Source organism: Massilia sp. Root418, from assembly GCF_001425265.1.
GTDB lineage: Bacteria > Pseudomonadota > Gammaproteobacteria > Burkholderiales > Burkholderiaceae_D > Rugamonas.
The window spans coordinates 365,459-379,524 of record NZ_LMEC01000011.1 but is presented as its reverse complement, the minus strand read 5'-3'; the positions used below and the strand labels follow the sequence as shown (position 1 = coordinate 379,524).

Annotated in this window: 10 protein-coding genes; 8 read left to right on the top strand and 2 right to left on the bottom strand. The window is 69.4% G+C overall.

From position 1 onward, the window contains the following. Positions 1-32: 32 nt before the first annotated feature. From ASC94_RS09150 to ASC94_RS34150, 5 genes are all read left to right on the top strand, one after another. On the top strand, positions 33-2,156 hold the full coding sequence (locus tag ASC94_RS09150; protein WP_056393553.1) for a TonB-dependent receptor: 2,124 nt from the start codon (positions 33-35) through the stop codon (positions 2,154-2,156). Positions 2,157-2,208: 52 nt separating this feature from the next. Beyond that, positions 2,209-2,958 carry a 2OG-Fe dioxygenase family protein gene (locus ASC94_RS09145; RefSeq protein WP_056393551.1) on the top strand — a complete coding sequence of 250 codons (750 nt, stop codon included), beginning with the start codon at positions 2,209-2,211 and terminating at the stop codon, positions 2,956-2,958. Between the two features lie 115 nt (positions 2,959-3,073). Then, positions 3,074-4,441: a hybrid sensor histidine kinase/response regulator gene (locus tag ASC94_RS09140; RefSeq protein ID WP_056393549.1), complete on the top strand. Its 1,368-nt coding sequence runs from the start codon at positions 3,074-3,076 to the stop codon at positions 4,439-4,441. Between the two features lie 28 nt (positions 4,442-4,469). Then, positions 4,470-5,294: a response regulator gene (locus tag ASC94_RS33135; RefSeq protein WP_200955619.1), complete on the top strand. Its 825-nt coding sequence runs from the start codon at positions 4,470-4,472 to the stop codon at positions 5,292-5,294. Between the two features lie 248 nt (positions 5,295-5,542). Continuing rightward, entirely contained in the window at positions 5,543-7,627 is a 2,085-nt protein-coding gene (locus ASC94_RS34150; RefSeq protein WP_056393547.1) for a patatin-like phospholipase family protein, read from the top strand. Between the two features lie 221 nt (positions 7,628-7,848). Here ASC94_RS34150 and ASC94_RS09125 read toward each other — a convergent pair whose 3' ends face one another. Together ASC94_RS09125 and ASC94_RS09120 are read right to left on the bottom strand one after the other, a co-directional pair. Next, positions 7,849-9,105: a DUF1501 domain-containing protein gene (locus tag ASC94_RS09125; protein WP_056393545.1), complete on the bottom strand. Its 1,257-nt coding sequence runs from the start codon at positions 9,103-9,105 to the stop codon at positions 7,849-7,851. A gap of 29 nt (positions 9,106-9,134) precedes the next feature. Continuing rightward, complete coding sequence (locus ASC94_RS09120; RefSeq protein WP_056393543.1) at positions 9,135-10,580, bottom strand: DUF1800 domain-containing protein; 1,446 nt, start codon at positions 10,578-10,580, stop codon at positions 9,135-9,137. A 191-nt stretch (positions 10,581-10,771) separates the two neighbouring features. On the opposite strand from ASC94_RS09120, the gene ASC94_RS09115 reads away from it, so the two are divergent. From ASC94_RS09115 to ASC94_RS09105, 3 genes are read left to right on the top strand one after another with little or no spacing between them, the layout of a single operon-like run. Continuing rightward, complete coding sequence (locus tag ASC94_RS09115; RefSeq protein WP_056393541.1) at positions 10,772-11,440, top strand: CerR family C-terminal domain-containing protein; 669 nt, start codon at positions 10,772-10,774, stop codon at positions 11,438-11,440. Positions 11,441-11,496: 56 nt separating this feature from the next. Beyond that, positions 11,497-12,861, top strand: a complete 1,365-nt coding sequence (locus tag ASC94_RS09110; protein ID WP_056394963.1) for an efflux transporter outer membrane subunit — start codon at positions 11,497-11,499, stop codon at positions 12,859-12,861. A 14-nt stretch (positions 12,862-12,875) separates the two neighbouring features. Beyond that, the gene (locus ASC94_RS09105) at positions 12,876-14,060 is read left to right on the top strand and encodes an efflux RND transporter periplasmic adaptor subunit (RefSeq protein ID WP_056394961.1); all 1,185 of its coding nucleotides are present in this window, start codon (positions 12,876-12,878) and stop codon (positions 14,058-14,060) included. Positions 14,061-14,066 lie beyond the last annotated feature (6 nt).

The window sequence follows — 14,066 nt, the reverse complement described above, 5'->3', positions numbered from 1 at the left end:
ATGCCGGATGGCCTGCCGCTATACTGCCCGCCATGCCGATATTCCGCCCCACCCCGCTCGCGCTGGCCGCCTGGTGTTCCCTGCTGGCCGCCCCCTCCTCCCATGCAGACGACACGCTGATGCAGCGCGTGATGATAGACGCATCGCGCGCCAGCCAGCTCGGTATCGCCGACGCGGCGGGCGACGGCAGCGTGACGCAGCAGCAGCTGGCGGCGCGCACCATCTACCGGCCCGGCGAACTGCTGGAGGCCACGCCCGGCCTGATCGTCAGCCAGCACAGCGGCGAGGGCAAGGCCAACCAGTTCTACCTGCGCGGCTTCAACCTGGACCACGGCACCGACCTGCGCACCACCGTGGACGGCATGCCGGTCAACCAGCGCAGCCACGCCCATGGCCAGGGCTGGACCGACCTCAATTTCCTGATCCCTGAACTGGCCGCGCGCCTCGACTATCGGAAGGGCCCCTATTCCGCCGGCAATGGCGACTTCGCCTCGGCCGGCGCCGCGTCCATCGTCTACGCCAACCGCTTGGTGCGCGGCGTGGCCAGCGCCGGCGTGGGCCAGAACGGCTACCGCCGCGCGCTGCTGGCCGATTCGATGGCAGTGGGCGAAGCGCGCAGCGGCGCGGTGCTGTACGCGCTGGAGGCCATGCACAATGACGGACCCTACACGCGCGGCGACGACTACCGGAAACTGAACGGCGTGCTGCGCTACAGCGAGGGCTACGCCAACAACGGCTACAGCGTCACGGCCATGGCCTACCACGGGGAGTGGAACGCCACCGACCAGATTCCGCTGCGCGCCGTGCAGCAAGGCCTGCTGGGCCGCTACGACGGCATCGACAACAGCGACGGCGGCAAGGCCCACCGCTACAGCCTGTCCGGCGCCTGGCAGCGCAGCGGCGAGGACACGGCCACAAAGCTGAGCGCCTACCTCATCGCCAACCGGCTGGACCTGTACTCGAACTTCACCTACTTCATGGACGACCCGGTGAACGGCGACCAGTTCGCCCAGCCGGACCGCCGCGTCACCAGCGGCGTGGACGCCAGCCATGCCTGGCACGCGCACATCGGCGCGGCCAGCTCCGTCACCACCGCCGGCCTGCAGCTCCAGCACGACAATATCTTCAACGGCTTATACAAGACAGTGGCCCGCAGGGCTATCGCCACCACCCGCGCCGACCATATCGTGGAGAGCAGCCTGGGCCTGTACGTGGAGAACAGCACGCGCTGGTCGCCGGTGCTGCGCACTACGGCCGGGCTGCGCGCGGACGCCTACCGCTTCGGCGTACGACCCATCCCGCCCATCCCGCCCACGCAGGCGGGCAGCACCTCCGCGCCGGAGCACCCCGCCGCCCGCGCCAGCGACCGCCTGCTCAGCCCCAGCCTGGGCGCCGTCTTCGGTCCCTGGGCGCAGACCGAGTTCTATACCAATGCCGGCACCGGCTTCCACAGCAACGATGCGCGCGGCGCGGTGCAGGCGGCAAGCGGCGGCGCAGCGGCGGCAGCGGCGGGAACGGCTGTGGCCAGTGCCGCCGCTGCACCGCTGGTGCGCTCGCGCGGCCTGGAACTGGGCCTGCGCAGCGAATGGCTGCCGCGCCTGCAAAGCGCGCTGGCCGTATACCGCCTGGACTTCGATTCGGAGCTGAGCTACGTGGGCGACGCCGGCGCCACCGAGGCCGGCGACCCGAGCCGCCGCTACGGCGTGGAATTCTCCAACTACTACAAGCCCTTCAAGTGGCTTAGCGTGGACGCCGACCTCGCCTTCGCGCGCGCCCGCAGCCGCGGCGCCCACGCAGCCGGCGCGGCCTACCTCCCCGGCGCGGTGGAAGGCGTGGCGCAGCTGGCGCTCACGGTCGACCGGCTGGGCCCCTGGTCCGGCGCGCTGCGCCTGCGCTACTTCGGCCCGCGTCCCCTCACGGAAGACAACCGCGTGCGCTCGCGCGCCAGCCAGACCCTGAACGGCCGTATCGGCTACAAGTTCGGCGGCGGCCTGCAGCTGGAACTGGAAGCGTTCAACCTGGCCAACCGCCGCGTGTCCGCCATCGACTATTACTACGCCTCCCGGCTCAAGGGAGAACCCCAGCCGGTGGACGACGTCCATTTCCATCCGGCCGAAAGCCGCTCCTTCCGGCTGATGCTCACGCAGAGTTACTGAACGTCGTAGAATAGATGACCACTGACGCTTCCAGGCACCACCTTTTGCTCCAATGACGACTTACGCCCCGATCTACACCGCGCCCGAGCGCCTTACCGAAGCGTTGCGCAGCGAAGGCTACGCCCTGCTGCATCCCGAAGACGTGGCCGCACTGGCCGGCACCACGCTGGCGGCGCTGAACGCGCTGCTGCCGAGCTGGGAACGGCTGGAGCTGGACAACTACCTGAAGGACGGCGGCCGCTACCGGCGCCGCCGTCATTCCTGCTTCATCCAGCAGGACGGCGCACTGGCCCAGACCGCGCACCGCGCGCACTGGCAACCACTGGAATACAACGCCCTGCACGGCGGCATGCACCGCCTGTTCGAGCCCATGGAGCCGGACACCGTGGCGCAGCCGGCCTGGCGGCAGCTGCTGGCCGCCGTGGGCAATGCCTGTTCGGCGGCGCGCGCGCCGCAGCCGTGGTACATCGAGGCGCACCAGTTCCGCATCGACACCACCGACGGCATCGGCCGTCCCACGCCGGAAGGCGCGCACCGCGACGGCGTGGACTACGTGGCCGTGCTGCTGGTGGGCCGCCACGGCATCAAGGGCGGCGAGACCCGCATCTTCGAAGCCGACGGCCCGAACGGCAAGCGCTTCACCATGACCGAGCCGTGGACCATGCTGCTGCTGGACGACGCCACTGTCATCCATGAATCGACCCCGATCCAGCCGCTGGCGCCGGACGGCGGGCAGCCGGCGCACCGGGACACCCTGGTGCTGACCTACCGCGCGGGCCAGTTCCAGGGCGCCCAGCCCTGACGCGGCGGCAACGCCAGCGCACCGCTGGAAATGAAAATTCCCAGTTTGATAGTTAAATCCTTTATAGTTACCTCAGAGTCAGCAGCGCTTGAAAAACAATTTTTGGAGGCAGTCCGTGGACTCCAGCTACGAGATCGAACCGGATGAAATCGAGATCCTCATCGTTGAGGACAGCCCCACCCAGGCCGAGCGGCTGCGCCGCCTGATCCAGTCGGTGCGCTATAAAGCGCGCGTTGCGGGCAACGGCAGGCTGGCGCTGGAAGCCATCCGCGAACGCAAGCCGCACCTGGTGCTGTCGGACATCGTGATGCCGGAAATGGACGGCTATGAGCTGTGCCGCGCGGTCAAGACCGACGGCGCGCTGCGCGACATTCCCGTCATCCTGGTCACCTCGCTGACCGATCCGAAGGACATCATCAAGGGGATCGAGTGCGGCGCGGACAATTTCATCCGCAAGCCCTACGCCGAGGACTACCTGCTGAACCGCATCGGCCATATGCTGGTGAACCAGAAGCTGCGCCGCAACCAGAACATGGAAGTGGGCATCGCCCTGTACCTGGGCGACCAGAAGCACTTCATCAACGCCGAACGCCAGCAGATCCTGGACTTGCTGATTTCCACCTACGAGCAGGCGGTGCAGGTCAACAGCGAGCTGCAGGCGCGCGAGCGCCAGGTGATCGAGCGCCAGGTGATCGAGCTGAATATGCGGCTGGCGCACCACGCCGGCGAACTGGAAACCATCAACCGCGAGATCGCGCTGAAGAATTTGGAACTGGCCGAAGCGAGCCGCATGAAGTCGGCCTTCATCGCCAATATGTCGCACGAGCTGCGCACGCCGCTGAACGCCATCATCGGCTTCACCGGCGCGCTGCTGATGAAGCTGCCCGGCCCGCTGACCGGCGAGCAGGACAAGCAGCTCAACACCATCCGCAACAGCGCGCGCCACTTGCTCTCGCTGATCAACGACATCCTGGACGTGGCCAAGATCGAAGCCGGCAAGGTCACCCTGTCGGTCGAGCCTATCCAGTGCCAGAACCTGATCGCCGAAGTGGCCGACACGCTGCGCCCGCTGGCCCAGCAAAAAGGCCTGGCGCTGGAGGTGGAGCTGGCGCCGCAGGCGGTGACGCTCAATACCGACCGCCGCGCACTGACGCAGATCCTGATCAACCTGGCCAACAACGCCATCAAGTTCACCGAGAAGGGCACGGTGCGCGTCACGCTGAGCCAGCGCGCCGACGGCGACGGCGTGGTCACCGAGTTCGCCGTGGCCGACAGCGGCGCCGGCATCCGCGAGGAGGACCAGGCCAAGCTGTTCCAGGCCTTCTCCCAGCTCGACTCAACCTCCACCCGCCACGCGGAAGGCGCCGGCCTGGGGCTGTACCTGTGCCAGAACCTGGCCAACCTGATCGGCGGCTCGCTGTTCTTCAGCAGCGACTTCGGGCACGGCAGCACCTTCACGCTGGCAATGAAGAGTAAAAAATAAACGGCCCGGCCGGGCAGCAGGGAGCGGTATGGCAGCACGTGTCCTTATCGTGGAAGACAACCAGGCCAATATGGACCTGATGTGCTATTTGCTGGAGGCCTTCGGCCACCAGCCGCTGGGCGCCTACGACGGCGAGCAGGGCGTGGCTGCCGCCAGGGCGCAGCGGCCCGACCTGATCATCTGCGACATCCACCTGCCGCGCCTGGACGGCTACGGCGTGGTGGCCCGGCTCAAGGCCGATCCGGCCACCGCCGCCATCCCGGTACTGGCAGCCAGTGCGCTGCCGGTGTCGGACGGCGGCGCTGCCCTGCGCGCGGCGGGTTTCGACGGCCATTTGCCCAAGTCGCTGGAACCGGACACCCTGATCCCGTCCCTGGAACTGTTTTTGCCGCCGGCGCTGCGCGGCCATGCCCCGGCCACGGCGGACGGCCAGGCGCCCCCGGCACAGCCTACGGCGCCGCCTGCCCGCGCTGCCGTCCGCGTACTGCTGCTGGACGCCGCGCCCGACGGCGGCGGCCTGGTGGCCAGCATCCTGGCCCATTACGGCTACGCGCTCCTGGTGGCGGCGGACGCGGAGCAGGCGGCCCTGTGCGCGCGGCAGCCGTTCGACCTGCTGCTGTGCGACGCGGACACCGCGCAGCCGCGCCATACGGCCTTCCTGCCGGCGGTGCTGCAACGCTGCCAGGCCGAATGGGAGGGCGTGCCGCTGGTGCTGATCACGTCCGCCGACGGCGACGCGCTGGATGGCCTGCTGCCACCCGGGGTCACCCCGTCGCTGGTGCTGGCGCATCCGCTGGAACCGCAGCAACTGGCCGCGGCGCTGGAAACCTGCACGAATGCGGCGCTGGCGTAACTGCCAAAGTGGATAGATCGACATCGTAGTTATACGGTATTGCAGTGCAACAAAATCGCGTCTATAGTGGAACTGTCTCCTCCAAACGTTCTCCGAACATTGGATTCAGCCCGCGATAATACGCGGGCTTTTTTTTGTCCGGATATTTGCCCAAGGAGCAAGAAATCAGCGTCGCAGACAGCAACAGCACGGATCGGCCGGATCGGCCCAGGCCACCACCCGCCGCGCTCCCGCAGTGCGACCTGGTCATGAAGGGCGGCATCAGCAGCGGCATCGTCTATCCCAAGCTGATCGCCCGGCTGGCGCGCGGCTACGCCTTCAAGAACATCGGCGGCACCTCGGCCGGTGCCATTGCCGCCGCAGCCTGCGCCGCCGCCGAATGCGGGCGCCAGAGCGGCCGCCACCCGTCCGCCTTCGCCACCCTGGCCGGGTTGCCCGAAGAGCTGCAGGCGCAGGACCACGGCCGCTCGCGGCTGGCGCGCCTGTTCCAGCCCACCGCCGCGCTGGAAGTCCCGTTCGAGCAGGCCATGCGCTACATCGGCGCGCAGGACAAGCCGCGTGCCGCGCTGGGCATCGCCGCCTCGCTGGTCAACTGGCAGGCCGCGCTGGCGGCCGCGCTGCTGCTGATTGCGCCGCTGGTCATGCTGGCCACCCACCTCACGCTCCTGCGCAGCGCCGCCACCACGCTGGCCATGCTGGGCACCGCCGCCGGCGCCGCCTGGCTCACCCACCGGGCCTTCGCCCTGCTGCCGCCCGCCATGTCCGCCGCCACCGCCCGGCATTCCGCTGCCCCTGCGGCCCCTGCTGCCGCAGCTGCCTCTGCCACCGATACCGCCGCCCCGTCCGCAGCGCAGTCCGCGCCTGGCTTTGGCCGCAGGCTGGCCGGCCTCCCGCCCGGCCTGCTGCGCCTGGGCGCCGAAGTGGCCTGCGCGGCCGCAGCCGCCGCGCTGGTGCTGGCGGCCGCCATCGCCGGCCTGCCCGGCCACGCCGGTCCGCTCAACATCGCCATGCAGATCCCCTTCCTGCTGCTGGTGCCGCTCTGCCTGGCCTGCGGCTTCGGCTGGGGCCTGTGGCACTGGAGCAGCGCCCTGCTGCACGGCCTGCACCGCAATTTCTATGGCCTGTGCAGCGGCCGCAGCACCGGCAAGGAACCGGTTACCGCGCTCACGGACTGGCTGACCGCCTACCTGAACCAGCTGGCCGGCCTGCCGCCCGGCCGCCCGCTCACCTTCGGCGACCTGTGGGGACCGCAGGACGGGCAGGCCCCCAACGAACGCGCCATCAACCTGGAAGTGATCACCACGGCGCTCAGCCAGCAGATGCCCTACGCCCTGCCGTTCCGCGACAACGCCGGCGCTTTCTATTTCCACCCCGGCGAGTGGGCGCACCTGTTCCCGCAAAACGTGATGGACTGGCTGCTGCAGCAGGCCCCCGTGCCGCCGCTGGAGGACGCGGTCACCGCGCCCGACGGCAGCCGCCTGGTGCGCCTGGCCACCAACGCCCGCCTGCCTGTGGTGGTGGCGGTGCGCATGAGCCTGAGCTTTCCGCTGCTGCTCTCCGCCGTGCCGCTGTACGCGCGCGACTTCACCGACGACGGCAAGCTGAAACGCGTCTGGTTCTCGGACGGCGGCATCTCCAGCAACATGCCGCTGCACTTTTTCGACACGCTGCTGCCCGAGCATCCCACCTTCGCCATCAACCTGAAGGAAGCGCATCCCAAGTACCCGATCGAAGACGCCGGGCAGTGCGGGCTGGACGGCCGCGTCTATCTGCCCGACGACAACAGCCGCGGCATGCAGCGCTACTGGGCGCCGTCCAGCGACGCCACGCCGGCCGGCGTGTTCCGCTTCCTGGCCAATATCTTCACCACCATGCAGAACTGGCGCGACGAGATCCTGTTTCCCTACCCCGGCTACCGCGACCGCATCGTCCAGATCAGCATGCGGCCGGGCGAAGGCGGACTCAATCTCAACATGCCGAAAGATGCCGTGGAACGGCTGGGCGACGCGGGTGCTTGCGCGGCCGAGATGCTGTACCGGCGCTTCCACCCGCAGGGCGGCGGCAACGGCTGGGACAATCACGAGCAGGTGCAGGTGCTATCGGTGCTGGGGAACCTGGAACGGCTGGCGCGGCAGGCCAGCGCCCCCGGCGCGGCCGCGCGCTGGCGCAATGCGGCCGGCCGCAGCCGTTTGAACGTGCCGGAAAAGGCGCTGGCGGCAGACCTGCTGGCCGACCTCGCGGCCATGGGCGCGCACATCGACGCCACCGGCGCCAGCGTGGAGGAGAGGATGTACAAGCCTCATCCGCAGATGAAGCTTACGCCGCGGCTGTGACGGCGCATCGGCGGGTTACGCTCCGCTAACCCGCCCTACGGGGGGCGGGACGGTCGCGGGGCGCCGGCGGGCGTCGCGGGGCGTCGGCGGGCGTCGGGGGACGTCGCGGGGCGTCGGGGAGCGTCGGGGAGCGTCGGGGGGCGTCGGGGGGCGTCGGGGGGCGTCGGCGCGCGTGCGGGGGCGTAGGGCGGGTTAGCTGCGCAGCAGCGTAACCCGCCGCATCAAGCGCGCAGCAGCCGCAAGCCGGAAGCCGCCGACGGCATGCGCGGAAACACCTGCGCCAGCTGCCGGTCGCCCAGCCGCAGGTGCCGCTCGGCGATGTGCGCCAGCACCGTGCGGAAGTCCGTCGTCACCGGCAAATCGCGGCCCTCGTTGAGCTGGCCGTCGCCCACGCCCTGCCACTCGCCCAGCACCTTCCCGCCCGCCACGCCGCCGCCCAGCACCCACATCACATTGCCATGCCCGTGGTCCGTGCCGCCGTTGCCGTTCTCGCGCGCGGTGCGCCCGAACTCGGACATCACCACGATCGTGGTGTCCTCGAACATCGGCCCCAGCCGCTGCGCCAGCAGCGCCAGTCCCTGCCCCAGCGGCGCCAGGCGGTTGGCCAGCTGCCCCGTGCCGGCGCCCTGGCTGGCGTGCGTATCCCAGCCCCCCAGCGCAAAGAAGGCCAGCTGCACATTGGGGTCGTTGCGCATCAGGACCGCCAGCCGCGCAGCATCGTCCGGGAAGCCGTTCGGCAGCGGTGCGCCGCCGTCAGCCGCCACCGCCTCGGCCATGGTGGCCGCCATCACTTCCTTATGGGCCTCGCGCCCGTCCTGGTAGACCTTGCCGAAGCGCTGGTTACCCATATAGAGCTGGTCAAAGGCGGCCGCCAGCTGCGGCCGGTCCAGCGCACCCGGCTTGCCGGCCGCCGCGCCGTTGGCGATATTGATGGCCGCCGCCTGTCCCGCCAGGATGCGCGGCATGGTCGGCCCCACGCTGACCGCGCGGGTGGGCGTGGAGGCGCCGGGCAAAGCAGCGATCAGGCGGTTCATCCAGCCGTCGGGCGTACTCTTCACGCCCGGCGTGGCGGACTCCATGTAGTCCTGCGCGTCGAAGTGGGAACGGGTGGCGTCCGGCGAGCCGCTGGCATGCACAAAAGCCAGCTTCTTCTCGCGCCACAGCGGCATCAGGGGCGCCAGGGCCGGATGCAGGGCGAAATAGCCGTCCAGGTCCAGCGCGCCGTTGTCCTGGTCCGGCGCGGCCAGTGCGATGGTGGGCCGCAGCCGCGCATAGTTCGCGTCGCCCAGCGGCGCCACCACGTTCAGGCCGTCGACCGCGCCGCGCAGCATCACTACCACCAGCTTGCGCCCGGTGGCGCCGGCGGCCGGGCCGGTGCCCTGCGCGGCAGTGGCGGTGGCGGCCCAGGCGTCGCGGCCCAGCGGGATCATCAGCCCGGCGCCGGCGGCGAAGGCGTTGAGGAAGTCTCTGCGTTGCATAGTGTGCTCCTGTGCGCCTGACCGTGCGCCTAGCGCTGCATGAAATCGGGACTGCCCAGCAGCATGGCAGTGCGTAGCTTCTGCGGACTGCTGGCCACGATGCCTTGCGTGCGCGGCGACACCGACTCGCCCAGCGCCGCCTGCACCACTGCCACGTCCACGCCCTGCGCGAGGGTGGCCGCGTAGCCGATGCGCCGGCTCAGCGCATCCGGGTTGAGCCAGGCCGCCTGCGTGTTCTTGTAGCCGTCCGGCGTCTGGCAGCCGTACAGCGGCATGCCCAGGCGGTCCAGCACGCCCATCACCGGCTTCACTTCCGCCAGCGGGGCCGCAGCCATGCCCGCGGTGCCCGCAGCGCCCCCAGTCCCCGCTTGTGCCGCGCGCGCTGCCGAGATCACGAACTGGTACGGCGTCTTGAACTTCGCGCCCTGCGCTTCCGGCGCCATGAACTCCTCGCTGGCAAACAGCGTTTTGAGCACCGAGCGGATGTCGCCCCTGCTGGCGATCCAGGTCTGCGCCATGCGCTCCACCAGCGCCGGCGGCGGCTGGTCCGCCACGAAGTACTGCGCCAGCTTGTAGCTCACGTGGCGCGCCGTGGCGGGATGCACGGCCAGCACGTCCAGCGCATACTCGCCCTCGGCCTGCCCCTGCGGCTTGACCGCGCGGCCCAGCCACTGCTTCTCGCCGTTGTCATGGCGCTTGGGATCGAAACGGAAGGTCTCGTTGCGTGCCACCAGCTGGCGCGGGGCGAAGGTCCAGCCGGTGAGCATGCGCGCCAGCTCCGTCACGTCCTTCTGGGTGTAACCCTTGTCCACGCCCAGCGTGTGCAGCTCCATCAGTTCGCGCGCGTAGTTTTCATTCAGGCCGCCGGCCTTGGAAACGTAATTGTCGAGGTAGTACAGCATGGCTGGATGCTTGGCGGTGGCGCCCAGCATGTCGCGGAAGGAACCGAACACGTAGGGCCGGATCGCGTCGCGCTCGTAGCTGGCCACCAGCGGTTTCACCTGGCCCTTGCCGGAGAAGACGTTGAAATGGTTGAACCAGAAATCGACCATCACCTCTTCCAGCTGGCGCGGGCTGGCTACCGCGCGCGCGATGCGCGCCTCCGCGGCCTGGGTGGCGATGCGGCCCAGCACCTCGCGCCGCATAGCCTTGGCGCCGTCGGTTTCATCCTTCACCATGTCGCGCACAGCCAGGAAGTCTCCCAGCACCTCGCCGCTGCTGCGCTGCACGGTGTCGAGCGCCGCCAGGCGCTCGTTCAGCGCGGCCGGCAGTTCCAGCGCTTCCGGATAGAGCTGGCTGTCGATATAGCGCGCCACGCCCATCTGCGTCACGCGCTCGATGTCGCCCGGCGCCGGGCCGTAGGCCAGCCGGTTCAGCACGTGCACGGCGGCGGCCGGCCCGCTCAGCGGCTCCGCCTGGGCGGCCAGGGCCGCAGCCGCCAATATCATCGGTGCGCACCAGCGGGCAGCTCTCATGTTTGGCCTCTTCGATGTCGTTATAGCCATGACTTTATACCAGCCTGCAGCGCGCCGCCACGCTGTCGTGTATCGCGTGTAAGCAGTTGTTACAGCCGGGTTTCATGGCTGTTGTGACAAGCGTTTAGAAAGTTAATCAAACGACTGATTTAGTTATATCAATTGTTTATATTCTATGATTAAATGGCGCGATGAGCGAAAAAGCCAAACCCAAAAAAATCCGCGCGGACGGCGAGCAGTCGCGCGAGCGCCTGCTGCTGGCTGCCATGCGCCTGTTTGCCGAACAGGGCTACTCGCGCGCCTCCACCCGCGAAATCGCGCTGGCGGCCGGCGTCAACGTGGCCGCCATCAGCTACTACTTCGGCGACAAGGCCGGCCTCTACAAAGCCGCCTTTACCGCCATGTCCCCCGCCCCGGCAGACAACATCGCCATGTTCGACCAGCCGCACTTCACGCTGCGCCAGTCGCTGGAAGGCTTCTTCCAGCAGATGCTGGCGCCGCTGCTGGAAGGCGACCTGATGGAAACCTGCATGCGCCTGTGGTTCCGCGAAATGCTGGAACCGACCGGCATCTGGGCCAATGAAATTGAAAACGGCATCCGCCCCGAGCAGGACGCCTTCAGCCGCGTGCTGGCGCGCCACCTCGGCCAGGCCGCGCCGGACGACGAGACCCACCGCCTCGCCTTCAGCATCGCGTCCATGGCGCTGATGCTGATGATGGCGGGCGATGTAGTAAAGACCATCAGGCCGCAGCTGATGGCCGGACCGGAAGCCATCGCCACCTGGACCGCACGCCTGAGCGACTACGCCACGGCATTGATAGAAGCAGAAAAAATCCGCATCAAGGAAAAAACAGCATGAAGAAAAAACAGCACAAACCGGTGCAGATGGCAGCCCAGACAGCGCTGGCGGTGGCGATGGCGCTCGCCTTGGGCGGCTGCGCACTGAGCGCGCCGCCGGCCAGGGTGGACGCGGCCGCGCCGCAGCAATGGCAGGCGCCGCTGCCGCACAACGGCAGCCTGACCGACCTGAATAACTGGTGGCAGAACCAGGGCGACCCGCTGCTGGTGCAGCTGATCGACGCGGCCCAGGCGGCTAGCCCCACGCTGGCCTCGGCCCGTTCGCGCATCGCCCAGTCGCGCGCCGAGCGCGTGGCGGCAGGCGCCGCGCTGGTCCCCACGCTGGACCTGGCCGGCAGCGTGGCGCGCCAGAACCAGCAGTCGTCCATCCCCACCGGCACCACCAGCCAGGCCGCGCTGCAAGCGTCGTGGGAGATCGACGTGTTCGGCGCCGGCCGCGCCGCGCGCAACGCGGCCGAAGCGCGCTTCAACAGCGCCAGCGCAGGCTGGCACGAAGCGCGCGTGTCGGTGGCCGCCGAAACGGCCAACCAGTACTACGCCCTGCGCGCCTGCGAACAGCTGCTCGCGGTCGCCGCGCAGGACGCCGGCTCGCGCGCCTATAGCGCGCGCCTGACGGAACTGAGCAGCAAAGCCGGCTTCGTCTCGCCGGCCGACGCCGCCCTGGCGCGCGCCAGCGCAGCGGACGGCCGCAACCGCGCCAGCGCCCAGCGCGCCGCCTGCGACATCGGCGTCAAGTCCCTGGTGGCGCTGACCGCCATCGGCGAGCCCGAACTGCGCGCAAAACTGGCGGCCGGCGCAGCGGTGCCCGCTCCCGCCATCGCCATCGCGGCCCTGCCCGCGCAGACCCTGAGCCAGCGGCCGGACGTCTACACCGCCGAGCAGGAGGTGGCGGCGGCCAGCTTTGAAGTGCGCGGCGCGCAGGCGCAGCGCTATCCGCGCCTGTCGCTGTCCGGCTCCGTGGGCGCAGCCAACTTCCGCAGCGGCGGCGAGAACACCCAGCTCGACACCTGGACCGTGGGCCCGCTGGCCATCTCGGTGCCGGTGTTCGACGCCGGCCGGCGCCGCGCCAACGTGGACGCCGCGCAGGCGCGCTACGAGCTGGCGGTCAGCCAGTACCGCGGCAGCGTGCGCAAGGCGGTGGCCGAAGTGGAGCAAGCCATGGTCACGCTCAACAGCACCGCCGAACGCGCCAGCGACGCCGAGATCTCGCTGCAAGGCTACCGCGTGGCCTTCACCGCCATCGAAGACCGCTACAAGAACGGCCTGGCCAGCCTGCTGGAGCTGGAGGACGCGCGCCGCAGCCGCCTGGCCGCCGAGAACACCGTGGTGAACCTGCAGCAGGAGCGCAGCAACGCCTGGGTGGCGCTGTACCGCGCCGCCGGCGGCGGCTGGACCGCGCCCGCCAATACGAACAACCCATAATGACATCCAAGACCATGAACAAATACGCGCTCAAACCACTGGCTCTGCTCCTGTTGGCCGCCTTCGCCCTGCACGCGCCGCTGTCCGCCGCCGCCGACGAGAAGAAGGACGGCAAGGACGCCAAGGACGCACCCAAGGCCGCCCTCACCGTCACCACCACCAAGCCATCCGCCGCGCGCCTGCCCATCACCCTGACGGCCAACGGCAACGTCACCGCCTGGCAGGAAGCGAGCATCGGCAGCGAATCGAACGGCCTGCGCCTGACCGACGTGAAAGTGAACGTCGGCGACGTGGTGCGCAAGGGCGACGTGCTGGCCACCTTCTCGGCCGACACCGTCAACGCCGACCTGGCCCAGGCCCGCGCCGCCGTGATGGAAGCCGAAGCCAACGCCGCCGAAGCAGCCGCCAACGCCGCGCGCGCCCGCTCGCTGGAAGCGACCGGCGCCCTGAGCGCCCAGCAGATCAGCCAGTACATGACCGCCGAGCAGACCGGCAAGGCGCGCATCGCCTCCGCCAAGGCCGCGCTGGCCACGCAGGAACTGCGCCTGAAATACACCAGGGTAGTGGCGCCGGACAGCGGCGTCATCTCGGCCCGCAGCGCCACCGTCGGTTCGGTGGTGGGCGCCGGCACGGAACTGTTCCGCATGATCCGTCAGGGCCGCCTGGAATGGCGCGCCGAAGTGACAGCGGCCGACCTGCCCAGGATCAAGGCCGGCGCCAGCGCCGTGGTGAAGGCCGCCAACGGCGCCGAGCTGACCGGCAAGGTGCGCATGGTGGCGCCCACCATCGACCCGCAAAGCCGCTACGCCCTGGTGTACGTGGACCTGCCCGCCCCGAAAGGCGCCGAAGCAAACGCCTTCAAGGCCGGCATGTTCGCCGGCGGCCGCTTTGAACTAGGCGCGTCGGACGCCATGACCGTGCCGCAGCAGGCGGTGGCCGTGCGCGACGGCTTTAGCTACGTGTTCCGCCTGAACCCGGACAAGCGCGTGAGCCGCATCAAGGTGCAGACCGGGCGCCGCCTGTCCGACCGTATCGAAATCCTGGGCGGCATCGACGCCGGCACGCAGGTGGTGGTGAGCGGCGCCGGCTTCCTCAACGACGGCGACCTGGTGAACAATGTGGCCGCCGCCGCGCCGCCCGTCCCGGCCACGGCCCCCGTGCCCGCGCAGGCTGCCGCCAAAGCGGCCAAGGCCAAGTAAGGAGCC

Excerpts from the sequence above, each read along its gene's own strand:
- ASC94_RS09105 (WP_056394961.1), top strand. The coding sequence starts at position 12,876 with ATGAACAAATACGCGCTCAAACCACTGGCTCTGCTCCTGTTGGCCGCC.
- ASC94_RS34150 (WP_056393547.1), top strand. The coding sequence starts at position 5,543 with ATGAAGGGCGGCATCAGCAGCGGCATCGTCTATCCCAAGCTGATCGCC.
- ASC94_RS09125 (WP_056393545.1), bottom strand. The coding sequence starts at position 9,105 with ATGCAACGCAGAGACTTCCTCAACGCCTTCGCCGCCGGCGCCGGGCTG.
- ASC94_RS09120 (WP_056393543.1), bottom strand. The coding sequence starts at position 10,580 with ATGAGAGCTGCCCGCTGGTGCGCACCGATGATATTGGCGGCTGCGGCC.
- ASC94_RS09110 (WP_056394963.1), top strand. The coding sequence starts at position 11,497 with ATGGCGCTCGCCTTGGGCGGCTGCGCACTGAGCGCGCCGCCGGCCAGG.
- ASC94_RS09150 (WP_056393553.1), top strand. The coding sequence starts at position 33 with ATGCCGATATTCCGCCCCACCCCGCTCGCGCTGGCCGCCTGGTGTTCC.
- ASC94_RS09145 (WP_056393551.1), top strand. The coding sequence starts at position 2,209 with ATGACGACTTACGCCCCGATCTACACCGCGCCCGAGCGCCTTACCGAA.
- ASC94_RS33135 (WP_200955619.1), top strand. The coding sequence starts at position 4,470 with ATGGCAGCACGTGTCCTTATCGTGGAAGACAACCAGGCCAATATGGAC.
- ASC94_RS09115 (WP_056393541.1), top strand. The coding sequence starts at position 10,772 with ATGAGCGAAAAAGCCAAACCCAAAAAAATCCGCGCGGACGGCGAGCAG.